This is a genomic window from Flavobacterium silvaticum, from assembly GCF_012911565.1.
Classification (GTDB): domain Bacteria; phylum Bacteroidota; class Bacteroidia; order Flavobacteriales; family Flavobacteriaceae; genus Flavobacterium; species Flavobacterium silvaticum.
On record NZ_JAAMPU010000107.1, the window covers coordinates 182173 to 206044 of the forward strand.

The following is a 23872-nucleotide window of genomic DNA, read 5'->3' on the forward strand; positions in this document are numbered from 1 at the left end:
GCGTATTTTTATCGGAACCAATCTTCGAATACGATTTCCTGAATGAAATATTTACTGCTGCTTTGCTTTACTTTTTGCTTTGCCCAAAAATCAGCTTCGGACAAAAAACAACAAATTGATTTTGTAGACTTTAAATCGGTTCACGCGAATCTATCGTTCCATTTTCAAAAACAGGAAGTTTCCGGCGACGTCACCTTTGAGTTCGAGGTAAAAAAGAATCCCGATACCATTTCGATCGATGCCGTTTCGATGGAAATCCCCGATGTTACCCTCAACGGTAAAATTTCACCTTTCATCAATTCCGGCAAAAAAATAAAACTGTACAAGGGCTACAAAAAAGGGAAGAACACGTTGGTTTTCCATTATTCGGCTCACCCAAAACAAGCATTGTATTTTGTATCGGCACCTAATAATAACATTCAGATCTGGACTCAGGGACAAGGAAAATACACGAGTAACTGGTTCCCGAGTTTTGACGATGCCAATGAAAAGCTGATCTTTTCCCTATCGCTGACATATGCTTCCGATTATACGGTAATCAGCAACGGTCAGCTTAACAAATCGCGTGAATTCAACGGCCAGAAAATCTGGGATTATAGCATGGATGACCCAATGAGTTCCTATCTGCTTATGCTCGCCATTGGAAAATTCGATAAGAAAACCATAACGGCAGACAGCGGAACGACATCCGAACTTTATCTCGAACCTACCGAAATGGCTGATAAATGGGAACCGACATACAGGTATTCCAAACAGATTTTCGACTTCCTTGAAAAAGAAACCATTCCATACGCGTGGAAAATGTACCGTCAGATTCCGGTTCGGGATTTTTTATACGGAGGCATGGAAAATACCTCTTCGACTCTATTTACAAGGGATTATGTGGTTGACAGTATTGGGTTCAACGATCGCAATTATGTGAATGTAAATGGGCATGAACTTGCGCATCAGTGGTTCGGTGATTTGGTTACGGCAAAATCAGGCGAGCATCACTGGCTTCAGGAAGGATTCGCGACTTATTATGCATTGTTGGCCGAACGCGAGGTTTTTGGGGACGATTACTTCTATTGGAAATTATACGAAAATGCAGAAACCATCCAGCAAGCCTCAAAGACCGATACGATTCCGATCCTAAATGCCAAGGCCAGTTCGACGACGTATTATCAAAAAGGAGCGTGGGCGCTGCACATTTTAAGGGAAACGGTAGGGGAAGATAATTTCCGCAAAGCCGTGAGGAATTACCTGGACAAATACAAATTCACGAATGTCGATACAAAGGAATTCCTTGACGAAGTGTACAAAGTGAAATCATTCGACCGCGACCGATTTGAAAAAACGTGGCTTAAGAGCGGAAAATTCGAAGTGGCCGAAGCCTTGCAATCGTTATCTAAAAATCAATTCATGCGCGATTATTTCGAACTTGGGAGCCTTGCGGACAAACCATTTGCAGATAAGAAAAACCGGTTTATGGACGTATTGCATTCGGATGCCTATTACCCGATAAAACAGGAAGTCATTTATCAGTCCATCGAAATCCCTTTTGAAGAAAAAAAGGAATTGTTGCGTGCGGCAATGGCCACAAAAGACGTGGAAGTGCGACAGGTTGTGGCCCAGACACTCAAGAAAATACCTGCTGAATTCCAATCGGAATATGAAAGTTTACTGACGGATGCATCGTACATAACCCGTGAAATAACGTTGAATGCCTTATGTCGGGAATTCCCTGAAAAACGTTCTTTCTATCTGGACCAGACTGACGGACAGATTGGCCTCAACGACAAAAACATCCGGTTGCTCTGGCTGACGCTGGCTTTGAAGACTGAGGGTTATCGTCCGGATAAAAAAGCAGCGTATTACGATGAATTGCTTGCAAATGCCCAACCGGGCGAAGAAGGAAGCGTGCGTCAAAGTGCCATGCAGAAGTTGCTTTTCATAGACAAAGGCGATTCCAATGTATTGCCGTTACTCGCAAAAGCACTTGTCCATCAAAAATGGCAACTGACGAAATTTGCCCGGGATACCATCCGCGAAAAACTCAAACTGACAAATACCCGAAAGTTTTACGAAGAGCTTCTGCCTTCATTGTCAGCAGATGAACAAGTCCAACTTAAAAGATTACTCGACGAAAAATGAGGGCACTTGTCATATCAGGAGGCGGCAGTAAAGGTGCATTCGCAGGTGGTGTCGCACAGTATCTAATGGAAGAAAAAGGGTATTTGTATGATTTGCTTATCGGCACATCTACAGGAAGTCTATTGATCCCGCACCTGGCATTGGGGAATGTGGATAAAATCCGGAGCATCTATACCAATGTCAGCATGGAGAAAATTTTCAACATCAATCCGTTCATCGTCAAGAAGCGCAATGGTGTTGAATCTGTAGCCATCAATCATTTTAATGTCATCTGGCAATTCATACGCGGCAGGAGGACGTTTGGCGAAAGCAAAAAATTGCGTTCCTATATCCGCAAGAATTTCACCAGGGCGGAATTCGACCAGCTTAAAGCCTCGAACTGCAATATCGTGGTCACCGTAACCAACCTGTCGCGAAATGAGGTAGAGTATAAGTGCATCAAAGATTTCAATTATGACCAGTTTTGCGACTGGATCTGGATTTCATGCAACTATGTTCCGTTTATGAGCCTGGTGCGTAAACAAGGTTCGGAATATGGAGACGGCGGATTTTCAAGCCTTGTTCCGATTCGGGAGGCTATCGAACGCGGTGCAACCGAAATTGATGTGGTAATCCTGGAGACTGAAACGTTGGCATCTCCAAAAGCCATCGGGAAGAACCCTTTTTCTCTTATGGTAAATTTGTTTGGCACGTTGCTCGACCAGGTTGAAAAACACGACATCACCATTGGAAAACTCGCTGCCAACAACAAAAACGTCAAGCTTAATCTGTACTATACGCCAACCTCACTGACTACCAATGCCTTGGTTTTCAATAAACACAGCATGACGCGCTGGTGGAGAGAAGGGTATGAGTATGCGCAGAATAAGAGTGAATTGATGAGCGAAGTTAAGGCGCTTTAAATAATAATCCTGCGCAACCTTCTGAACCGTTTGTGACAAAAAAAATATTTTCAAAAAATTGTCACACCAACTGTGACAAAAAAATATTTTTAAAATAAATGTCACACAACCTGTGACAAAATTCTGTTTTGATTTTTTTTGTCACGCAACCCTTTGAGTTATCTCTCGTCCGGTTATCACAACCAATAAATAGCTCATGAAAAAGATTCTTTTACTGATTGCAGCCTCGTCTTTGCTGTTTTCCTGTGATCCGGTTGACGACGGTTCTTCCTCATCCGGACAATCCGACACCACATTCCGCCAGAATTTCGGCCCATCGGTTTCCCGCGACTTCATCGGCCAGGTGGTTGATGCATCGAACAGTCCGATTGTATCGGCAACCGTAAAAATCGGCTCGACGTCTGTGCAAACCGATGTCAATGGTGTTTTCATCATCAACGGGGCATCCGTCAATGAAAAATTCGCTTACGTAACTGCTACCAAAGCTGGTTATATAGATGGTTCGCGTTCGTTGGTTCCGACATCGGGCAAAAACAATGTAAAGATTATGCTGATCGAATCGGGTTCGCTTCAAACCGTGCATTCCGGAGAAGCCAGCGAAGTTTCTATTTATTCCGGAACCAAAGTCAATTTCGATGGTTCTTTCGAGGATGAAAACGGAATTGCCTATTCGGGAGATGTCGCTGTTTCCCTGTTCCATCTCACGCCATCAAATCCGGATGTTTCAAGCCTGATGCCGGGAATGCTCTATGCCGAAACAGCTACCGGAAGTGAGGCCGTTTTACAGACTTTCGGGATGATCAACGTTGAACTGCGCGGATCTGCAGGGCAAAAACTTCAGATTGCAGAAGGCCATACAGCACAGATTACGTTACGGATTGACGACGATCAACTGGCAAACGCACCAGCTACGATTCCATTATGGCATTTCGATGAAGAAGCCGGTTGGTGGAAAGAGGATGGACAGGCTGCGAAACAGGGGAATTATTATGTGGGGAATGTTGGGCATTTTTCGTGGTGGAATTGTGATGCGCCGTTTCCGACGATAGCTTTAACGGTCACTATACAAGACGCTACCGGCCAACCTGTAGCAAATGCGGGCGTGAAGATTCAATCTGCGTTAGGCAACAGCGAGATAGGTACTACAAACGAAAATGGTCAGATTTCCGGACAAGTACCATCTAATATGCAGTTAATGATTGAATTGTTTAGTCCATGCGGCAATGTTGTCAGCACAATGCAGATTAATTCCCTGACCTCAGATACGATTTTGCCACCGATGATCATGTCAGCGTCAACAACAACTATTGTGCAGGGATCATTGTTGCAATGTGATGGCAATCCAATTACCAACGGTTATCTTATTTACGGGAACGACGTGATTCCATCCACCACGGTTCCGGTCACTAACGGCAGCTTCAGTTTTTCGATTCCGACATGTTCAGAGGATAGTGTTATAACAGTATTTGCATATGATGCAAATAATCAGAAGTCTACAGGTAATATACTTTATACTATCCAATCCATCCCTATCACAAATCTAGGAAGCATCCCCGTTTGTTCAAGTGATAGTGAATACTGGTCATATCAAATTGATGATGGACCAGTTATACTGAATCCAGGAGGTGAATTCTCATTGCTATACTCCAATAATGTAGTCCACTATTTTAGTTTTGGCTTTTCAAATGCTCAGCAAACCGGATTTGAAATTTATAGTCCCGAGGCCACAGTCGGTACTTACACAACTGCTGACAATTTTAACATCACAGGCGAGTCAAATGGTATTACAGTTAATGCCAGCACGCCTAATACGTTATTATTTGTTATTAGTTCGGCATTATTAGGAGGATATGTCGATTTAACCATCAACGGCACTTTTCAAGATTCGCAAGGAGTATGGCACACATTAAACGTAACCGCTCATAGATGGCTGTACTGATTACAAGATGAAAAGCCTCTGCAACAACAGAGGCTTTTTTTATAGTAACACGTAAATAGATCTTCAAATTAACAAATCGTCAGATTAACAAAAAACAACTTTAAATAATCTCCCTTACCTCATTCCGTATAAAAGCCAAAGCCGCCGAACTCGGGCTTGGGTTATCAAACGATTCGCCCAAAACCTTTTCACGGAATTTATCGGCTTCCGTTATGGAAGCATCCGATGCTGCCTTGCGCAACACCTGTATCGTGGCGTTCTTGGCAGTCGAAATAAAACCCCAGCATTCGTCCGAAATATAAATCTGTTGTGTCAGGTTATGTTCGAATTCCTGTTCGATCTGCGCAATGACATAATCAACGTAATGTGATTTTTCATCAGATATAGGAGTGACGCGGATAAGCAATTTCGCCGGATCGATTCGTTCCAGGAACAACGTCATTCGCTCATAAGCCTGGAGTTTAAGCGGAAGCGTATCTTTTCTGTTTTGCCTAAGGATCATGAATTTGCGCTTGTTGTCTTCGTTCTCCACGAACATCTGGAAAAAATAATAGGCTACTCCGCCTGTAATAAGCGCCGGAATGCAATAGAATAAAAGCTCGATGACTTTGTCTGTGTTCATTTTGGTAGAATTTGAACGCAAAAATAGTTCAATTAGATAATTGGGCAATTAGAAAATTGGATAATTGGCAAGTCGGTAAAAATCTTAACTTGGGTTTTTATTTGGAGCCGATCCGGAAGGTGAAATACAACAACCAGTTTTATATAGTATGCCCCGATTCTTTATACAAGTAATGTTGCTTTCCACCACGATCGGATTTGCCCAAAACAAAATCGAAATTTATTTTGAAACCGACAGCTCACAACTGACGGCATCAGCCCAAAGCCAGCTCGAACACATTACCGCAGACAGCCAAATAGCTTCCATTTACGGCTATTGTGACTTTCGCGGATCTGAGAAATACAACGACAGTCTTTCGCTTAAAAGGGCAGAAAGTGTCTCTGCATTCCTGACAAATCGCGGATTATCGGTAACGAACAATCAAATTAAAGGATTCGGTGAAAGTCAGGCCCAAAAAAAGCTTTCAGGTTCCGACAGGAAAGTTGTGCTTACTTTCTCTCAAAAATCAACAGATTTCAAATCCCGGATATCGTCTGCCCAAACCGGAAATAAAATTGTGCTTAAGAATCTTAATTTCCACAACATGAGCGATAAATTCCTGCCGGAATCGATTCCCGTAGTGCAGGAACTTCTGGGCATTATGCAGGCCAATCCAAAACTCCGTATCGAGATTCAGGGACACATTTGCTGCACCATTCAGTCCAATGACCACTATTATGGTGTCTCTACTGCAAGGGCCAAAGCGGTTTATGATTTCCTGATCCAAAACGGGATAGATAAATCACGACTGTCATATAAAGGGTTTGGTGCCACGCGGCCGCTTCATCCAATACCCGAAAAAAGCGAGCAGGAGCGCAGTGAAAACCGTCGTGTCGAAATAGAAATCATCGCCAATTAAAATAAAACGAAAATTATGTAAAATCAGTGGTCAATGCCTGTAGTATTTTGGCTTCAAATTCCAAAGACAATGCAGTTCGACCACACCTCAGGCAAGATCGTTTCGATCGATGATGCCGACTTGTACTATGAAACCAAGGGTAACCCATCCAATCCCATCTTATTGCTGCTTCACGGCGGTGGCGGTACCATTGAAGATTTTAATCCGGTAGTTGAATATTTATCCCGATATGTTTACCTCATTGGGCTTGACAGCCGGGGGCATGGACGTTCATCTGCGGGCTCGGAACCACTCACATATGAACGGCTGCAACATGATGTTGAAATTTTTATTTCCCAGGCCCGCATCGGTAAAGTTTGTATTTTGGGTTTCAGCGACGGCGGGATTGTCGGGTATCGCATAGCCATAGAAAAAAAAGTCAAAATCGAGCACCTCATAACCATAGGTGGTACCTGGAGCCATGAAGATGTGACTTCCCAAAAAGATTTATTTGAAGGTTTTACCGTAGATCGCTGGAAGGAACTGATGCCGCGTACTTTTGAAATCTATGCCGATTATTTTCCTGATCTGGATATGGAAACCCATCTTGAAAAGATCAAGAAAATGTGGTTGGATATTTCTGATTCCGGTTATCCGGACAACAAAGTAGGCCAGATTAAATGCCAGACCCTTGTTGTGAGAGGAGATCAGGATCATATGTTCTCCAGGCAAAGTGCCGTGAGGCTTTGCGAAAGTATAAACGATTCCATTTTTTACAATATGCCCTTTGCCGGCCACGGTGTCATACAAGAACAAAAGCAAGCATTTCTGGATGTATTCTGTACATTTCTCAGACTCCGGAAAAAGTAATCGCTGAGAAAACCTGACCTGTTACTGATAGTATTCCTGAAAGCAATAAGCGGATCAAAAATAGTTTCCAAATTGACAAACCTGCTTGGGAATTGGCAGTCGGAATTCGTACTTTTGCCCGTCTTGGAAAACATTCAGAAACATATAGCCCAACTCAACGAAGCCCAGGCCGCACCGGTCTTGCAAAAAGACGGTCCCATGATCATCATTGCCGGTGCAGGATCCGGAAAAACCCGTGTGCTTACCATCCGGATCGCTTATCTCATGAGTCTTGGTGTAGATTCGTTCAACATCCTGGCACTTACGTTTACGAATAAAGCGGCACGTGAAATGAAAAACCGTATAGCGGCTATCGTGGGAAATAATGAAGCGAAGAATTTATGGATGGGAACGTTCCATTCCGTGTTTGCAAGAATTCTTCGGGCCGAGGCTGACAAACTCGGTTATCCGTCGAACTTCACCATTTATGATGCACAGGATTCCGTCCGCCTCATTGGTGCCATCATCAAGGAAATGCAACTGGATAAAGACATTTATAAACCAAAGCAGGTATTCAGCCGCATTTCGTCATATAAAAACAGCCTGATCACCGTTAAGGCTTACTTCAATAATCCGGAGTTACAGGAAGCCGATGCCATGTCCAAAAAGCCCCGACTTGGTGAAATCTACCAGAATTACGTGGAAAGATGCTTCAAGGCTGGCGCAATGGATTTTGACGATTTATTACTTAAGACAAATGAACTTCTTGCGCGTTTCCCGGATGTCCTTTCCAAATACCAGCAACGATTCAAATATATATTGGTAGACGAGTATCAGGATACGAACCATTCACAATACCTTATTGTGCGTGCGTTGTCAGATCGTTTCCAGAATATCTGCGTCGTGGGTGACGATGCACAAAGTATCTATGCGTTCCGTGGTGCCAACATTAACAACATCCTCAATTTCCAGAAAGATTATAACGATGTGCAGACGTATCGTCTCGAACAAAATTACCGTTCGACCAAAAACATCGTAGAAGCCGCAAATTCCATCATCGATAAAAACAAAACCAAGCTAGACAAAATTGTCTGGACGAATAACGATGACGGGCCAAAGATAAAAGTACACCGTTCGGTAACCGATGGGGAAGAAGGGCGTTTCGTAGCTGGGGAAATCTGGGAGCAGAAAATGCAGAACCAGCTTGACAATGGGAAATTCGCTATTTTATACCGGACTAATGCCCAATCAAGGGCCATGGAAGATGCTTTGCGCAAACGCGATATTCCGTACAGGATTTACGGTGGCTTGTCTTTCTATCAGCGAAAGGAAATCAAGGATGTGCTTTGTTATTTAAGGCTTGTCATCAACCCGAACGATGAAGAGGCTCTTATCCGTGTAATCAATTATCCGGCAAGAGGAATAGGGGATACGACCATTGAACGGCTTACCGTAGAGGCCAATGAGCGCAAGGTTTCGATGTTTACACTTATGGAGAATCTCGATAAGACCGACATCAAGCTGAATTCCGGAACACGTAACAAACTGCTTGATTTTGTCGTGATGATCAAAAGTTTCCAAATCATCAACGAAACACAGGATGCCTTTTACCTGGCAGATCACGTCACCAAAAAAACCGGCCTGGTCCAGGAACTTAAGAAAGATGCGACGCCGGAAGGAATCGCACGCATCGAAAACATCGAAGAGCTTTTGAACGGTATCAAGGATTTTACCGAAGGCCAAAAAGAAATCGACGGGGCAAGAGGCGCGTTATCTGAATTCCTCGAAGATGTAGCTCTGGCAACAGATCTTGACAAAGATACAGGCGATGACGATCGTGTAGCCTTAATGACGATCCACCTGGCAAAAGGACTTGAATTTCCATACGTTTTTATTGTAGGCATGGAAGAAGATTTGTTTCCGAGCGCCATGAGCATGAATACAAGAAGCGAACTCGAAGAAGAACGCCGCCTGTTTTATGTAGCCTTGACAAGGGCAGAGAAACAGGCTTACCTTACGTATGCCCAATCGCGTTATCGCTGGGGAAAACTGACCGATAGCGAACCATCGCGTTTCATTGAGGAAATCACGCCCATATATCTCGAATACCTGACGCAGCCTGAAACCAATTACAGGTACAAGCCTATGATCGACATCGATATTTTTGGGGATGTGGACAAATCGAAGTTACGACAGAGCAAACCGGTAAGTTCGACACCTCCAAAATGGATTACGGACAACCAGCCGAAACCAGATACGAATATCCGTCGCCTCAAACCAATGGGCAGACCTTCCAACGGACAGATTTCGTTTGATGAAAGCGGCCTGGCTCCCGGGAATGTGGTCATGCACGAACGATTCGGCAAAGGTGAGATCCTGAGCCTTGAAGGTGTCGGGGGCGATAAAAAAGCAGAAATCCGATTTGAAGTAGGCGGAATCAAAAAGCTGTTGCTTCGGTTTGCAAAGCTTGATGTCATCGGCTGAGGAACTGGCTTACGACACGATTGACTTCTTCAGGCTGATCTGTCGACATAAAATGTCCTGAATCCGGAATTTCGACAAAAGTCATATTGCTAAAATATTTTTTGGCTTTCCGTACCGCTTTTTTACCGTTCATTACGTCCCGCGAACCTACCATATACAAGACGGGAATTTTTATTTTCTCCAAATCGGAACCTGAGAACGGGGTCATATGGGTTATCTGCGCCTTGCTGTTTCCGGCCTGGCTCGCGAAAAGGAATTGATCTTTATATGCCTGCTCGATTTTTTCCGGATGCGTCGCAAAAACAGCGAGCGTATTTTTAAGGCTGTTTCTTGTGGGGAACATTTTAAATACGATAGCGGGCCATATGGCAGGTTTGACCATTCCGCAAACCTGGGCCGGGCTCATAAGTACCAGATTTTCGACCCGTTCCGGAATTTTGAGCGCCAGGTAACAGGCAATCCACCCGCCACGTGAAGTGCCAAGCACCGATGCTTTTTTTATTTTGAGCTGATCGAATACATCACTGTAAAAAAGTGCGATTTCCTGTTTCCGCAACGGGCCGTTCTTTAAAACAGATTTCCCGGCATCCATGATGTAATCTATGGCGATGACCCGGAATGAATGGCTCCAGTATTCCATATTCGGATACCACATGGTAGAACTGGCATCCATGCCGTGGAGCAGAATAAGCGGAGGGGATTTTTCATCGCCCATGACTAAGACATGGGCCGTTCCAAAGCGCGTAGGTACATCTGCTTCTGTTGGCTTGACAGGAAATAAATCCAAAGTTGCCGCATATGATTTGAGATAACGCTGCTTTTCTTTTTTGGTATGAAAGAGGTAGGCGTGCCTGTATTCCGGATCGATACTATCTTTAGTAGCAGAACAGCCCGTCAAGGTTATGGAAACCAAGGCAAATAAAAAATTCAGGAAGTTTGGTTTATTGGTGCTGAATCCGGGATGCTGCATAAATAGAGTGGTACTTACTCAAATATAGGCATTCCAAAACCGCGTTAAAATAGCTCTATTCCAAAATTGGTGTTAAATACGCCTCCGGGTTCGAGTGTCAAAAGGCTTTCTTTTTCAAATAAGACGCCTGATGAATCTACAGGATCGGAATATCCGTACCAGGGTTCGATGCAAAGAAAAGGAGCGTTGTTTACGGTCCAAAGCCCAAGATGCGGAAATCCGTCGAATTCAATACTGAGTTCTTTTTGCCCTTTATGGAATAGCGAAAGTTTTCTGTGCGAATTGTTCTTTAAGATTAAAGCATCGTTTTCAAAAAGTGAATAATCAAGTGCAAGGCAATGATTTTTGTATAACGGCAGTATTTTGGACTGTTTGGAAATAAGACCGCCTTCAAGTGTACTGACTTGTAAAGATTCTGCTTCACCGAAATCTATGGCATAATCTGAAAATTTTCCATCAAGAAGAAAAGCCGGATGTGCGCCAATGGTAAATGGCATCTTTCGGTCGCCATCGTTTATCACACTGTAACCAATGAGAAGCGAATTGTTCAACAGCCTGTAATTAATCTGGAGCCAGAACCGGAACGGATACATTTCCAGCGTCTGCGCATTGTAATGCAGCGAAAATACTGCCTGATTTTCCGAATGATGCGTCAGGTCGAACGATTGGTCGCGCGCAAATCCATGCCGCGGCATTTTATATGTCTGGCCTTGATAGGAGTAGTTCCCGTCCTTAAGGCTTCCCACAATAGGAAACAAGACTGGGGAATGCCTATTCCAGAAAGCAGGATCTCCATTCCAGATGAATTCTTTGCCGGAAGGATTTTTGAATGATAGTAATTCGGCTCCTTTAGAATCTATTTCTACAGAAAATCCGTTATGTCGTAATGTTGTTTTCACAGTATTCTCTTCTTTTTAACATATTTTTTCGGAACGTATTCTTTTTTTTATAAATTTACAATCCCTCAAATCATTATTAACCTACTAAAAAAGATTATGATACCAAATTTCGAAACCATCCACAAGGAGCAAATCCCCGAATTACATTTTCCTAAGGCAGACGTCCTGCCTGACCGGGATGCCCAAAAACAAAGATCGTCTGACTTGCAACGTGCACTCGCGCTGGGCAATCTGGAACATTCAAAAATAAAGATTTATTTTGAAGATGCCGAATCCAAAAAAGTAGTTGAGACTACCGTTTGGGGCGTGACCGACGACAGGGTCATTCTCAAAAAAGGAGTTGGGATTCCCATCAACAGGATTTACGAATCTTATTAATAAAAAAATCCATCTTAGACAGATGGATTTTTTTTTGCCTATTCCAGATTGAAATTAATAGGATAATTATACTGGCATCTTACCGGTTTGCCATTCTTAATCGCCGGATTCCAAGGTTTTTTAAAACCGGATATCACCCGGACCGATTCGGCTTTCATGGTATCCAACAACTCGGTTTCTTTTTTCTTTTGCTCCGGTGTCTGGGCCGCATCCGTTCCTTCTTTAAGAGGAGTCACACTTTGATGGATGAACTTTACATTTGAAATGGTGCCGTCTGTTTCAACAACAAAACCTACGAACAACTTTACCTTTTTGTTGTGTACGTCCGGCAATTTAAAATTCTGGCTTACATATAAAGGTAAGATGTACATACCTTCCTGTATTTCCGGTTTTGAATCTACTTCTGGTGTTCGATAGAGCTTTTCCTCGGCATTTCCAGGGGAAACGGTAGGGGCAATTGCTGTTTTTTGGGCAAATCCGAACTGCAAAAACAGGCAAAACAGAAAATAAAATTGTTTCATAGGGGTACACAATTGACTCGCAATATATTCATTTAAAATTTTTTAACATTCTATTCTTGAAAAAAAAATTGTTAAGAGCGAATATCACTATTGAAAAAGCAAATAATTATCCTTATGTTTGAAAAAAAATAACATATTCATCATGAAGAAAATTACACTTTTATCTTTATTACTAGTTTCCGGGTATGGTTTTGCCCAGGATACATGTGCAGAAGCTGTCCCGGTTAGCCTTGGTCTGACTGTTGTCGGCGACATTGACGGGAACCCTGCAGATGAGACATCTGAATGCTGGGGAACTCCTGGTACCGCTGCAGAATGGTACAGCTACACACCTACGGAACTTCAGGTTCTTAAAATCAGTACTGCCGGTGATGTCAATCCATTTGACAATGACGCTTACGATACACGTTTGAGTATCTATACAGGTACTTGTGATGCACTTACTTGTTTCAATGGTAATGATGATGTCTCGGACAGCGACTACCGCTCAGAACTTATTTTTGTTGCAGAAGCAGGTGTAACTTATTATTTTGCCTGGGATGACAGATGGTTGGCTTCAGGATTTACATTCAGCCTTGAAGTACTTAATCCAGATTGTAGTACAGCACTTCCTTTCACAGAAGATTTCGAAGCACCAGAAGATTTTTACGGTTGTTATCAAACGTATGACCTTGACGGTAACGGAGCTGCTATGATCCAACAAAATCTTGATCTTGATGGAGATGGTGAAGACGAAACATTCCTTACTGCAGGTGTTGCTACTACAGATGATGCCAATGACTGGACTTTCTCTCCTGCAATTGCAATGGTGGCAAATGGAACATATAATGTAAGCATTGCATACAACGGAGCTGATTCAGATGCTGTTGGTGATGCAAATGAAGCATTTGAATTGGTTTGGGCAGATGCTCCAAGCCCAGATGCACCTAACCAAACAGTTGTTGGTACTTACACTGACATTATCCAAAATGGTCTTTTCGAAGAACTTCAATTCAACGCGACTGTTTCAGATTCAACTCCATTCACACCACCAGCCGCAGGTAACTATTACCTTGGAATCCACGTAAATTCTATCGTTGGTGGAGGTTTCCTTTTGATATTCAACTATACAGTTACTGAAACTCTTGGAACTCAAGACGTAACCCGTAACGTATTCTCTACGTATCCAAATCCAGCTAAATCAATGTTGACTTTGGTACAAAATGAGACTATCAATTCTTACGAAGTATTCGATATGTTGGGTAACAAAGTAATGAGCGAAAAAGTTAACGCTTCTTCTGTAAACGTTAATGTTACTTCACTTGCTACAGGAACTTATGTTGTGAAAGCCCAATCAGCTAGCGGAACTCAGGTTTCTAAATTCGTTAAGTCTTAATTACAAGATTGACATAAATAAAGAGCCACCTTTTTGGGTGGCTTTTTTTATTGTCATAAGTGTGCAGTGTTTTATTTCGGGCGGCTTTCTCAAGCTACCGCCTTTAGTCCTCGCACCACATTTAAATTTTTGTGAATTTGGCGCGAGCTCCCATGGTCGCTGCGCCAAATCTCAAAAATAAAAAATTCGGTTGCTGCGGGCTATCGTCTCATATCTTGGCCGCGCACCTATCACGCGAGGAATAAACTTTCAGCCTGTAACGTTAATCCCACGACTGAATATCAAATTAGCTACAAAAGTTCCATTTTCCTGGCGTTAAACACATATTTCAGTATAAAAAACAAACCATCGAATAGCTAATTTGCTATAAAACTGTGAGTCATAAAAAATGCCCGCAAAACCCGCGGGCATTCAATCACTAATTGTCACGGGCTAACTATTACCCGTTAACTGTTCACGACCTCGGTCTGATTCCTGAAAACCAATTCCCCGTCAAAGCTATCGAGTAATATTATGCTTTCGGCACTTACCTTACCGGCTAAAATCTCTTTTGAAAGTTTATTGAGCACTTCACGCTGAATGACACGTTTTACAGGTCTTGCACCAAAATGAGCATCAAAACCTTTATCAGACAAATATTCGATTGCTTCAGGAGTTGCATCGAGCGTAATGTTTTGCTGTGCAAGCATTTTAGTCACACTCTTTAGTTGCAGACTTACAATTTGGTTAATATTTGCTTTGCTCAACGGTGTGAACATCACAATTTCATCGATCCGGTTAATGAATTCCGGACGGACGGTTTGCCTTAGCAAAGCCAACACTTCTTCTTTAGCTACTTCGGAAGCAGCTTCAACACTTCCTTTTAAATTCTCGAATTTCTCCTGAATGATCTGGCTTCCCATATTGGAAGTCATGATGATTATCGTGTTCCGGAAATCAGCCAGACGACCTTTGTTGTCGGTCAATCGGCCTTCGTCGAGAACCTGCAACAGGATATTGAACGTATCGGGATGCGCTTTTTCTATCTCGTCTAACAGCACTACGGAATACGGTTTCCTGCGAACGGCTTCGGTCAATTGTCCGCCTTCGTCATAGCCCACATATCCCGGAGGCGCGCCAACCAGACGACTTACGCTGTGTCTTTCCTGGTATTCGCTCATGTCGATGCGGGTCATGGCATTTTCGTCGTCAAATAAATATTCGGCAAGCGCTTTCGCCAATTCGGTTTTACCAACGCCTGTAGTACCAAGGAACAGGAAAGATCCTATTGGTTTTTTGGAATCCTGCAATCCGGCGCGGCTTCTGCGGACAGCGTCTGAAATCGCTTCAATGGCTTCTTCCTGACCGACGACTCTTCTGTGCAATTCTTCTTCAAGATGTAACAGTTTTTCACGTTCACCCTGAAGCATCTTTGTCACAGGAACGCCTGTCCATTTGGCAACTACTTCGGCAATATCTTCGCGCGTGACTTCTTCTTTTATCAGTGAAGCACCGCTTTGGTTCGCGGCAAGTTGTTGTTGCAATTGTTCAAGTTGCGTTTGTGCATCCTTGATTTTTCCATATCTCAATTCGGCTACTTTTCCATAGTCTCCATCGCGTTCGGCCCGTTCGGCTTCTGCCTTGAAATCCTCGATTTGGGTTTTGACGTTCTGGATGTTATCGACCACATCTTTCTCGCTTTTCCATTTGGCGAAAATCTCGTTGCGCTCTTCTTTCAGATTGGCGAGATCCATTCCAAGGATTTTGAGCTTACTTTCATCATTCTCGCGCTTGATAGCTTCAATTTCAATCTCAAGCTGCATGATTTTACGATCCAAAACATCGAGTTCTTCTGGCTTGGAATTGATTTCCATTCTAAGTTTTGAAGCGGCTTCATCCATCAAATCGATAGCTTTATCCGGAAGGAAACGATTTGTGATGTAACGTTGCGACAATTCAACTGCAGCGATTATCGCTTCGTCTTTGATCCGGACTTTGTGATGGGTTTCATATTTTTCCTTGATGCCGCGAAGTATCGAAATAGCACTTTCGGTATCGGGTTCATCGACCAGAACCTTTTGGAAACGGCGTTCGAGTGCTTTGTCTTTTTCGAAATACTTTTGGTATTCGTCAAGTGTCGTGGCACCTATGGCACGTAATTCACCTCTGGCCAATGCAGGTTTTAAGATGTTTGCGGCATCCATCGCGCCTTCGCCACCGCCGGCTCCGACCAATGTATGTATCTCGTCAATGAAAAGCACGATATCTCCATCTGAAGTCGTGACTTCTTTGACGACAGATTTCAACCGTTCCTCAAATTCGCCTTTGTATTTCGCCCCGGCAATCAAAGCACCCATATCAAGCGAATAGACAATTTTATCTTTAAGGTTATCCGGAACGTCACCATCGACGATTCTGTGGGCGAGACCTTCGGCTATAGCGGTTTTACCAACTCCTGGTTCACCTACGAGCATCGGATTGTTTTTGGTGCGACGTGTCAATATCTGTAACACACGACGGATTTCTTCATCACGCCCGATTACCGGATCGAGTTTTCCCGTACGAGCGAGCTCATTGAGGTTTTTGGCGTATTTGTTCAGGGAATTGTAGGTTTCTTCGGCAGACTGAGAGGTGACACGTTCGCCTTTTCTAAGTTCGTCTATAGCCGACTTCAGGGCTTTTTCGGTTACGCCCTGGTCTTTCAATTGCTGAGCAACTTTACTTGACGATTGTAAAATCGCAAGCATGAGGTGTTCGATAGAAACGAATTCATCGTTCATTTTCTGGGCGATGATTTCGGCTTGGTTCAGTGTTTTTCCTGCCTCCCGTGAGAATTGGATATCGCCTCCGCTGACTGTCGGGAAGCTTTGTATCGTGGCATCAAGAACCTGTTGGAACAATGGGACATTGACATTTAATTTTTTAAGCAGGAAAGGAGCGACATTTTCATCGACCATAAAAATGGCTTTCATGATATGTTCGTTCTCTATCTGCTGCTGGCCGGAAACCTGTGCAAGCTGATGTGCCTGTTGGATAGCTTCCTGGGATTTGATCGTAAATTTATTTATGTTCATATTTTACTTTCTGATTAACAGTCGTATTGTGATTTGTATCTTATTTTTGTTTTTTCCGCCTGCTTGTCAATTGGTGTTCCGATACGTAATTTCTGACAAAATAGCAGTTCGTTTTCAAAATTAAATGTCAAATTGACTTAAATCACGACAGAATGGGACTTTTTTCCTTTACTAAAGATACAAACCAAAGCAGCCTAGACTGGAATGAATTAACACATTTGAAACAGTTGGATCGGCTGTCGGAAGAATCATTCCGTAATCCGGTCGCCATTTTCAAGCACAGCACGCGCTGTGGTATCAGCCGGATGTCACTAAAGACTTTCGAATCGGAAATGCCACAATTGGAATCTGATATTTCGTTGTATTTCCTTGACTTGTTATCGCATCGCGATATTTCATCTGCAATAGCCCAAAAATTTGGCATTACTCACGAATCGCCACAAATCATCCTGATCCGCAACGGAAAAGCGATATTTCATGAATCACATTCAGGAATTGCAGCCGGGGATTTGGTCGAAGCCTCTAAAAAAGAAAATTAGTTCCTGAATTTATTACGGATAATGATGTCCTTGAGTTTCGCCTTGAGGTCTTCACCCGTATCGTATACCATTTGCTCATTAGTAGGAAATGGCAACGGACGCTGGTTTAAAAACGGCAGATAATCTTTATCGATGGCTCTTTTGTCACCTTTGTAACGCGCATAACGGTTGCTGAAAACAAACTCGCTGCTGACTGGAAAAGTCTGTAAGAGCTGATTCGTACGCACATCGGAATAATCCACTTTCGCAACAACCTGGCTCGCTTTGTACTGTTCGTATTCCACAACGAAAGCTTTTACCTTTTTAAAGACATCGATCATAACCGCATGACCCAGGCTGTCTTTTACCACATGGCCACGAACGATTTTCTTTTGCTGTCCGACCTTTATTTCCTTTTCAAAGGTACGCTGCGTTTGGTTGACACGTTCCGGACTGATGTTTATCTCGCGAAAATTCAACCCTATTGAAAAGTCATACTCCACGTTAGGCTGTGGATTGCTTTGATAAACGGTCCATTTATCATTTAACCCGTAAGTGCTGAAATCGAGAAGGTCGCGTTCCAATTGAACCGGAATCATGATTCGCGTTTCGTTGCGGGAAACCACTTTTACATAATCGGTTCCTTTTTGCAACGCTTGTTGCATCAGTTGCGGAACATCACGGAAATTCGGGTTGATCTGGTTTAAGTAATTCAAATCCTCATACGCACGCCGGTAATTCATTTTATCTTTTGTCAGTAAAAGCGCTTTTGTATTATCGTACAGATACTTGGAAAGCGCATTTTTACTGTTGGCTATCTGATCTGAATAATCGCTGAACTCGAATTTCGCATCGCGGTTTTCCTGGGCTTTATGCAACGGAAGCAACGGCCGGATTTTTTCCTGGCGGTTGTTCATCTGCACATAGGTATTGAAAAGTTCCTCCAGGTTGCGTGGGTTGGCATCTTTACCCAACAACTGAACCTGTCTGTTATCGCGATCCACTGCTTTTGCATATGCATCTTCCAGAATGTAGATGTATTCCTGGTTTCCTTTCTTGTCTTTGTTCTTTGAAAGGGCATAGGCCGCGCGGTCAATTGCATTGTCATAATCGCCGGAACGCAGCATTTCCTGCGTATTTTTCAATCCGCAGGAGAAAAGGAGGAATAAGAAAGCGTAGGGTAGAAGTCGGTTCATTGAAGTTGGTTTGGTGGCTTAAAAGTAGGATATTTTAAAACGCTTAGTGCTTATACAGCCCAAAATCGTCTGTCAATTTCGCAGCAATATTGTATATGATGGCAAATACGAGCGGAAGCAACCACCAAATCTTTCTTTTGATCCTGTAACTAATATTCTTGCTTGTCCGGATTGCATAAAATCCATATCCTAAAATGCCGAGCAACATGATTCCGGTTGTAATAACTATAAATTTGTTTGGGGAAAGAGCCTGGATAAAAAACAGGATGATCGCAAAAACGGGAAGAAGCGGTATCAGCTTATCGAAACCATTTTTGGGATTGGGTGGTGTAATGGGATGAATGTCATTCAAAACTTTTTCAAGGCGCTCGTGATCCGTGATTAAAGAAGGGATAATGAATATTTTCAATCCGGATTTTCCTGTAATGCTAAGACTTCCGTTTGCGTAAGTTGTAATTTTAGATATGTCCTTGCGTGGAATCGACACTCCAGGCATATTGAATTGTTCGCGACGAATTGATTGATCATCAATAGTCAAGACAAAACTGTCGATCATTTTTTTCTGCATTTTCAAATTCCGCATGACAGAAAAATAAATCAGGACCGCCGCCAGGCAAATTCCTGCCGCAAATGGAATCGGGTTATCCAAGGCTTTTGCATTGAATGCGGCAATTGTCAGGAAAAGCCCCGCGAAAAGGATAAAAATCGGAATGCTTTTACTCAATTTCTGTTTTCTGGCAATCTGGAATTTGTCCGGATTAAAGAAAAATTGTTCCATGTAAATCAGTTTATAATAAGTCGCTTAACAGAAGTACTGTCTCCCTTTTTTATTTTTAGCAAATAATTCCCGGAAACCATGTCCGATAGATCAAGATGTAGGGAATCGACGGAAATCATTTCAGATTTTATCCTGCGTCCGTCAATAGAAAACACTTCAATCAAAGCTGATTGATCAATTCCTTTAAAATTAAGTATAGATTTGGCAGGATTCGGATATATGGTAATTTCGTCAGATGAAAATTCCGTATCAGATAACACAAATTCGCCCAAAACAGAAGCCCCGTTCCCAGCCATAAGGAACGATCCGCAACCACTTTCTTTAACCGAAACCGGACGCACCATATACCAATAGGTGTGATGATAATCGGCAATCTGGTACGTATTTCCTGTGATCGGTGCCGATGTAAGCCGTTCATATTTCCCAAATTCAGTCACCGATTCATAAACATGGTAACCAATGGTTTCTCCATTGACGGATTCCCAATCCAGGACCGCCTGATTGCCAACTTCCGAAAGAGTGACGGAACCAATTGCCGGAACCTGATACAACCGTATCGTCGGGTCGCCATTGAAAGCGAAATGTGTCCGGTTCTGCCAGGCGGCCGTATCCCAATTTTGTGGTACGCGTTCCAGTTTGTTATTCTGGGCGTTGTGATTCATGATTTCACGCACGGCAAACCCAATCGGTTCTCCTGAACATGCCTGCTGAAACGTATTAACTCCTGTCGTGGTCCAGATAGTCGCGACAACCTTTGTTGGAGTTGCCAACAACGCGCGGATGCGGCTGTAGATATAATTGTCCTGAGGCACATCGTTCCAGCCCCAATAACTCTGGTCACTTGAATAAATGGCGGCTTCCATTCCATAGGTATTCCATTGGTTCATATCGGGAACTTCCTGGTTCTGCATATAGAATTGGAACGGGCCGTTCTGGGAAACCCATTGCGGATGCGTCTGGCCGGACGGTTCCTGAAATACGTTTTCTGGTTTTGAGATATTTGGAAGGCTTCTGTAGGATCCGTCGTTGGAATTATCGTATCCTATGAAGAATGCCGATTTTTCACCCATATTCCAACCGGCGGCAACCGTTTTATAATTGTGGAGTTTGTCGAGATAGGTTTCCATCATCGTCAATTCAGATCCGGCCACATCGTCAACATCTTCAAAATCGACACGACCGAAAGCCATTTCAACATCGGAAGGGAAAAAATCCTGGTCCCATTTAAAATCGCCGGGAAGATTTATAGCCAGCGGAGTCTGTAATCCTCCGGGATTAAAGGTTTGTGTATCGGTGAAAATTCCGTCCACATCGGCATAATAGGCATCGCAACCACGCGCACCTTTGTTCTGGTCGTGTTCATCGGGAGCTACCGCAGACCCTGTTCCCGAACGCGGCATCGGCACATGCCCGAGGATAAAAAGTGCTTTGGGTTTGTCATCGGATGGTGCTTCATTATATACAGCTATTATCTGATTCCGGATTCCAACCACTGTATTTCCGCTGTCCCAGGAAGTCGCTTTGGGAACGATGATTTCATCAATCTGCCAGCCATCACCTGATAATTCCTTTTTAAGCCGATGGTATTTTTCTGCAAGACCCGATGCAATATTGTCTGCAACAAGTAAAATGACCTGGCCAGAATAGTTCGTATGATCCGACAACAAAGACCCGATCGTGTATCCGATAGCATCATGTGATTCACCCGCATAAAACCACGTATTGGTTCGTCTGGCCTGATATTCCCAGGTTTCACCGGCATTGACGTTGGTATCTGTCCATTGGACTGTTCCCGCCGGAATCGCATCGGCAACCAAAACCCAATCGGAGCCGTTCCCAAACATCGGCCGGCGATACAAACGCGTAGGATGATTGGTATTCGAGGCCGCATCAAGAAATTTTATCGTAACCGATGGCGCTTGCGTATCGACTTCTGCCGAAACCAGGCAAACACGTTGGCCCGTGGTGTTGAAATTAAAATTGAAATTCTGTCCAACAGACTGAAAGCAAACGGACAAGACGATGATTTGGAGTAGTTGTTTTACCATGAAGGCTAAAATAACAATTTAACCAGAGGTTAGGACAGGGGTAAAGCCAGATTGTTTCCTGATATTTGCAGCGTGAAATCCAAATACTACCTTTCGGCAATTACGGCTTATTCGGTCTGGGGCTTGTTTAGCCTTGTGCTGCGGCCATTGAAGACCTTTGTGCCACTTGATATTTTGTACAATAGGGTAGCCGCATGTACAGTAATCATTTTTCTGATCATTGTTTTTTTCAGAAAAGAACAATTGAGACAGCTAAAGCAAAAATTCGCGTCGCTTTCCAAAAAAGAAAAAGTCAAATTGGTGCTCTGGAACATTTTCATGGGCCTTTTACTCACCGGAAACTGGTTCCTGTTTATTTACGTGATGAACTATATCAGTGTCCGGGCCACATCGCTTTCCTATTTGGTGTGTCCGATATTGACCGCTTTGCTAGCCGCGATTTTACTCAAAGAAAAATTGGATACGTTTCAATGGTGCGGGATTTTCTTAGGTATCTCAGGTTGCGGTATTTTATCATTCGGGCATTTTTACGACCTGATGCTGAGTGTTCTCGTTGCTTTATCCTATGCATTGTACCTGATTTTGCAAAAGAAGAATGCAGGCTTCGATCCGGTTTTGTTACTGTCGTTCCATTTCCTGATTGCTTTGGCGGCCTTGTCACCTGTGGCTGGCTTCCATTTGATGGAATTTCATCCCACGATTTTTTATATACTCATTGTTGTCATCGCGGTTTTCTTTACCGTGATGCCGCTATGGCTGAATCTGTTTGCACTCAAAGGCCTTGATTCGGCGACGGTCGGGATGTTGATCAACGTAAATCCGATCATTGCATTCACGCTGGCGATTCTTTATTTTAGGGAAAAAGCGAGTGTATTGGAAATTGTCGGCTATTCGGTGGTTTTCGTATCTGTAATCGTATTTAACCTGAAGGCGATTTTGGGCAGACGAAAAACGCAAACACTTTAAAACAAAAATTCCGGATGAGCAATCGTCCGGAATTTATATTAGTTATTCATTTTAAGTAGATCAATTTCTCGCAAAAGGCGGCAACAATTTACTTCTGACTTCACCGAATCCGATACGTACCTCGTGATTCTTACAATAGCCGCAAATGGTTACGGTATCATTGTCGTTGATGAATTTGCGTTCGGTTCCGTCTTCCATTTTGATTGGATTTTTTCCGCCCCATGTCAGTTCCAGCATCGATCCAAAACTGTCCGGAGTTGGGCCTGAAATAGTTCCCGAACCCATCAAATCACCCGAATTTACGCGGCATCCATTAGATGTATGATGCGCCAACTGCTGGCTCATGCTCCAATACATATATTTGAAATTGCTTTTGGAAACCACGGTCGGTTTTGCGTTTTCAGGCTCGATTGAAACCTCTAAATGAATATCGAACGATTGTTTTCCTTTTTGTTGCAGATACGGAAGTGGCATAGGATCCTGTTTCGGGCCTTTGGTTCGAAACGGTTCCAAAGCATCCATCGTAACGATCCATGGAGATATGGACGAAGCAAAGTTCTTGGCAAGGAAAGGACCAAGCGGAACATATTCCCATTTTTGTATATCTCGCGCACTCCAGTCGTTCAACAGCACCATACCGAAAATATGGTCGGCGGCTTCGTGGACGGGAATATTTTCGCCCATGATGTTGGCATCGGTCGTGATGAAAGCCGTTTCGAGTTCAAAATCGACGAGTCGGCTTGGCCCGAAAACCGGGGTTGTTTCTCCATTCGGAAGCGTCTGACCCATTGGCCGGTGAACCGGAATACCTGAAGGGACTATCGTGGAACTGCGCCCGTGATAGCCAACCGGAATGTGAAGCCAGTTCGGAAGCAACGCATTTTCCGGATCGCGAAACATTTTACCTACGTTGGTCGCGTGTTCACGGCTGGAATAAAAATCGGTGTAATCGCCAATCAAAACCGGCAATTGCATCTCGACATCGGCCATATTGAAAATGATGATGTCACGGTGTTTCGGATTATCCCTCAGTGTCGGGTTTTCAATGTCGAAAATATCTGCGATACGGTTACGCACGAGACGCCAGGTTTTCTTTCCGTCAGAAATAAAGTCGTTGAGCGTGTCCTGCATGAACATATCGTCGGTCAGTTCGATACCGTCAAAGTAGTCTAGTTGCTGCAAGGCTCCCAAATCTATCGCAAAATCCCCGATCCGGGTTCCGATGGTTACGACGTGTTCTTTGGTGAGGAATACGCCGAATGGGATGTTTTGTATCGGAAAATCGCTGTCAGGTGCTGTTTCCAGCCATGATTTGCGATGGGGATCGTTTGCGGTTATAGGCATTTTTGTGTGTGATTTGTATG

General features: G+C 43.4%; 19 protein-coding genes. 10 read left to right on the plus strand and 9 right to left on the minus strand.

The features are described 5' to 3' along the window. Positions 1–42 precede the first annotated feature (42 nt). From G6047_RS12580 to G6047_RS12590, 3 genes are all read left to right on the plus strand, one after another. A complete protein-coding gene (locus G6047_RS12580) occupies positions 43–2133 on the plus strand; it encodes a M1 family metallopeptidase (RefSeq protein ID WP_169527979.1) in 2091 nt (696 codons plus the stop codon). Further along, positions 2130–3035 (plus strand): patatin-like phospholipase family protein, encoded by a 906-nt coding sequence (locus G6047_RS12585; protein ID WP_169527980.1) that lies wholly within the window; start codon positions 2130–2132, stop codon positions 3033–3035. The genes G6047_RS12580 and G6047_RS12585 overlap by 4 nt, the downstream gene beginning before the upstream one ends. A gap of 196 nt (positions 3036–3231) precedes the next feature. Further along, positions 3232–4974, plus strand: coding sequence for a carboxypeptidase-like regulatory domain-containing protein (locus tag G6047_RS12590; RefSeq protein WP_169527981.1), 1743 nt, complete (start codon positions 3232–3234; stop codon positions 4972–4974). Between the two features lie 100 nt (positions 4975–5074). On the opposite strand, the gene G6047_RS12595 is transcribed toward G6047_RS12590, so the two are convergent. After that, positions 5075–5596 carry a DUF7935 family protein gene (locus G6047_RS12595; protein WP_169527982.1) on the minus strand — a complete coding sequence of 174 codons (522 nt, stop codon included), beginning with the start codon at positions 5594–5596 and terminating at the stop codon, positions 5075–5077. A 148-nt stretch (positions 5597–5744) separates the two neighbouring features. Here G6047_RS12595 and G6047_RS12600 point away from each other — a divergent pair, with 148 nt between their 5' ends. The 3 genes from G6047_RS12600 to G6047_RS12610 all read left to right on the plus strand — a co-directional run bounded on the left by G6047_RS12600 (position 5745) and on the right by G6047_RS12610 (position 9806). Next, a complete protein-coding gene (locus G6047_RS12600) occupies positions 5745–6494 on the plus strand; it encodes an OmpA family protein (protein WP_169527983.1) in 750 nt (249 codons plus the stop codon). 33 nt (positions 6495–6527) lie between these two features. Continuing rightward, entirely contained in the window at positions 6528–7343 is an 816-nt protein-coding gene (locus G6047_RS12605; RefSeq protein ID WP_169527984.1) for an alpha/beta fold hydrolase, read from the plus strand. Between the two features lie 132 nt (positions 7344–7475). Further along, complete coding sequence (locus G6047_RS12610; RefSeq protein ID WP_169528275.1) at positions 7476–9806, plus strand: ATP-dependent helicase; 2331 nt, start codon at positions 7476–7478, stop codon at positions 9804–9806. Here the strand turns inward: G6047_RS12610 and G6047_RS12615 are convergent. Both G6047_RS12615 and G6047_RS12620 read right to left on the minus strand, forming a co-directional pair. Beyond that, a complete protein-coding gene (locus G6047_RS12615) occupies positions 9796–10776 on the minus strand; it encodes an alpha/beta fold hydrolase (RefSeq protein WP_169527985.1) in 981 nt (326 codons plus the stop codon). The two genes, G6047_RS12610 and G6047_RS12615, sit on opposite strands and share 11 nt — an antisense overlap. Before the next feature lie 44 nt (positions 10777–10820). Beyond that, complete coding sequence (locus G6047_RS12620) at positions 10821–11675, minus strand: aldose 1-epimerase family protein (RefSeq protein WP_169527986.1); 855 nt, start codon at positions 11673–11675, stop codon at positions 10821–10823. A gap of 96 nt (positions 11676–11771) precedes the next feature. Here G6047_RS12620 and G6047_RS12625 point away from each other — a divergent pair, with 96 nt between their 5' ends. Further along, positions 11772–12053, plus strand: coding sequence for a hypothetical protein (locus G6047_RS12625; protein ID WP_169527987.1), 282 nt, complete (start codon positions 11772–11774; stop codon positions 12051–12053). Between the two features lie 38 nt (positions 12054–12091). On the opposite strand, the gene G6047_RS12630 is transcribed toward G6047_RS12625, so the two are convergent. After that, positions 12092–12574, minus strand: a complete 483-nt coding sequence (locus G6047_RS12630; RefSeq protein WP_169527988.1) for an energy transducer TonB — start codon at positions 12572–12574, stop codon at positions 12092–12094. Positions 12575–12716: 142 nt separating this feature from the next. Between G6047_RS12630 and G6047_RS12635 the strand changes: the two genes are divergently transcribed. After that, positions 12717–13949, plus strand: a complete 1233-nt coding sequence (locus G6047_RS12635; protein ID WP_169527989.1) for a T9SS type A sorting domain-containing protein — start codon at positions 12717–12719, stop codon at positions 13947–13949. Positions 13950–14395: 446 nt separating this feature from the next. Here the strand turns inward: G6047_RS12635 and clpB are convergent, their stop codons facing one another. Then, on the minus strand, positions 14396–17002 hold the full coding sequence (gene clpB / locus G6047_RS12640; protein WP_169527990.1) for an ATP-dependent chaperone ClpB: 2607 nt from the start codon (positions 17000–17002) through the stop codon (positions 14396–14398). A 152-nt stretch (positions 17003–17154) separates the two neighbouring features. On the opposite strand from clpB, the gene ytxJ reads away from it, so the two are divergent. Continuing rightward, on the plus strand, positions 17155–17541 hold the full coding sequence (ytxJ, locus tag G6047_RS12645) for a bacillithiol system redox-active protein YtxJ (protein WP_169527991.1): 387 nt from the start codon (positions 17155–17157) through the stop codon (positions 17539–17541). Here ytxJ and G6047_RS12650 read toward each other — a convergent pair. Genes G6047_RS12650 through G6047_RS12660 form a run of 3 tightly spaced genes read right to left on the minus strand, consistent with a single transcriptional unit; the run spans position 17538 to position 21542 of the window. Beyond that, entirely contained in the window at positions 17538–18716 is a 1179-nt protein-coding gene (locus G6047_RS12650) for a hypothetical protein (RefSeq protein WP_169527992.1), read from the minus strand. The genes ytxJ and G6047_RS12650 overlap by 4 nt on opposite strands. Before the next feature lie 43 nt (positions 18717–18759). After that, on the minus strand, positions 18760–19494 hold the full coding sequence (locus G6047_RS12655; protein ID WP_169527993.1) for a hypothetical protein: 735 nt from the start codon (positions 19492–19494) through the stop codon (positions 18760–18762). Positions 19495–19499: 5 nt separating this feature from the next. Then, positions 19500–21542, minus strand: a complete 2043-nt coding sequence (locus G6047_RS12660) for a T9SS type A sorting domain-containing protein (RefSeq protein ID WP_169527994.1) — start codon at positions 21540–21542, stop codon at positions 19500–19502. Between the two features lie 72 nt (positions 21543–21614). On the opposite strand from G6047_RS12660, the gene G6047_RS12665 reads away from it, so the two are divergent. Beyond that, positions 21615–22508 carry an EamA family transporter gene (locus tag G6047_RS12665; protein ID WP_169527995.1) on the plus strand — a complete coding sequence of 298 codons (894 nt, stop codon included), beginning with the start codon at positions 21615–21617 and terminating at the stop codon, positions 22506–22508. Positions 22509–22568: 60 nt separating this feature from the next. Here G6047_RS12665 and fahA read toward each other — a convergent pair whose 3' ends face one another. After that, entirely contained in the window at positions 22569–23852 is a 1284-nt protein-coding gene (gene fahA, locus G6047_RS12670; RefSeq protein WP_169527996.1) for a fumarylacetoacetase, read from the minus strand. Positions 23853–23872: the final 20 nt, after the last annotated feature.

What these genes read in the sequence shown, in the direction of transcription:
- G6047_RS12580 (WP_169527979.1), top strand. Translation starts at nt 43, where the DNA reads ATGAAATATTTACTGCTGCTTTGCTTTACTTTTTGCTTTGCCCAAAAA.
- G6047_RS12585 (WP_169527980.1), top strand. Translation starts at nt 2,130, where the DNA reads ATGAGGGCACTTGTCATATCAGGAGGCGGCAGTAAAGGTGCATTCGCA.
- G6047_RS12590 (WP_169527981.1), top strand. Translation starts at nt 3,232, where the DNA reads ATGAAAAAGATTCTTTTACTGATTGCAGCCTCGTCTTTGCTGTTTTCC.
- G6047_RS12595 (WP_169527982.1), bottom strand. Translation starts at nt 5,596, where the DNA reads ATGAACACAGACAAAGTCATCGAGCTTTTATTCTATTGCATTCCGGCG.
- G6047_RS12600 (WP_169527983.1), top strand. Translation starts at nt 5,745, where the DNA reads ATGCCCCGATTCTTTATACAAGTAATGTTGCTTTCCACCACGATCGGA.
- G6047_RS12605 (WP_169527984.1), top strand. Translation starts at nt 6,528, where the DNA reads ATGCCTGTAGTATTTTGGCTTCAAATTCCAAAGACAATGCAGTTCGAC.
- G6047_RS12615 (WP_169527985.1), bottom strand. Translation starts at nt 10,776, where the DNA reads ATGCAGCATCCCGGATTCAGCACCAATAAACCAAACTTCCTGAATTTT.
- G6047_RS12625 (WP_169527987.1), top strand. Translation starts at nt 11,772, where the DNA reads ATGATACCAAATTTCGAAACCATCCACAAGGAGCAAATCCCCGAATTA.
- G6047_RS12630 (WP_169527988.1), bottom strand. Translation starts at nt 12,574, where the DNA reads ATGAAACAATTTTATTTTCTGTTTTGCCTGTTTTTGCAGTTCGGATTT.
- G6047_RS12635 (WP_169527989.1), top strand. Translation starts at nt 12,717, where the DNA reads ATGAAGAAAATTACACTTTTATCTTTATTACTAGTTTCCGGGTATGGT.
- clpB (WP_169527990.1), bottom strand. Translation starts at nt 17,002, where the DNA reads ATGAACATAAATAAATTTACGATCAAATCCCAGGAAGCTATCCAACAG.
- ytxJ (WP_169527991.1), top strand. Translation starts at nt 17,155, where the DNA reads ATGGGACTTTTTTCCTTTACTAAAGATACAAACCAAAGCAGCCTAGAC.
- G6047_RS12650 (WP_169527992.1), bottom strand. Translation starts at nt 18,716, where the DNA reads ATGAACCGACTTCTACCCTACGCTTTCTTATTCCTCCTTTTCTCCTGC.
- G6047_RS12655 (WP_169527993.1), bottom strand. Translation starts at nt 19,494, where the DNA reads ATGGAACAATTTTTCTTTAATCCGGACAAATTCCAGATTGCCAGAAAA.
- G6047_RS12660 (WP_169527994.1), bottom strand. Translation starts at nt 21,542, where the DNA reads ATGGTAAAACAACTACTCCAAATCATCGTCTTGTCCGTTTGCTTTCAG.
- fahA (WP_169527996.1), bottom strand. Translation starts at nt 23,852, where the DNA reads ATGCCTATAACCGCAAACGATCCCCATCGCAAATCATGGCTGGAAACA.